Genomic DNA, 461 nt, shown 5'->3' with positions numbered 1-461 from the left:
TGGCGACGGGGGCATGGCCCAGCGCCGCGAACAACAATCCCCCGGCGATCACCGTCAGCACCAGGGCCAGCACCGGCGACAGGTAGACCATCGTCTGAGAGGGCTGCAGTCGTTTTTCAATGCGCATGGGCGACCTCCCCCTGTCCGTTCCCGAAGGCACCGGTCATCCACTCGCCCAACTGCTCCAGCGGTACCTCGGCCTTGGGCCGGATCGGCGACAGCCGGCCCCCACAAAGGGCTCCCAGTCGATCCCCCAGCAGATAGAGTTCATCCAGATCCTCGCTGATCACCAGCACCGCGGTGCCGCGATCACGCAGTGCCACCAGTTCTTTGTGAATATGGTTGGCGGCCCCCACGTCCACCCCCCAGGTCGGGTGAAAGCAGATCAACACTTTGGGCTGCTGTTCGATCTCCCGGCCGATAATGAATTTCTGCAGATTGCCGCCGGACAGGCTGGTGGC

At 63.8% G+C, this 461-nt stretch carries 1 pseudogene; it reads right to left on the bottom strand.

The features are described from left to right. Nucleotides 1–116 precede the first annotated feature (116 nt). A pseudogene (locus B3187_RS13730) lies at nucleotides 117–461 on the bottom strand (ABC transporter ATP-binding protein); the annotation flags it as partial.

This window comes from Marinimicrobium sp. UBA4209 (genome assembly GCF_002381585.1).
In the GTDB taxonomy this organism is placed as follows: Bacteria; Pseudomonadota; Gammaproteobacteria; order Pseudomonadales; family Cellvibrionaceae; genus Marinimicrobium; species Marinimicrobium koreense.
This window is presented reverse-complemented; position numbering and strand designations above follow the sequence as displayed.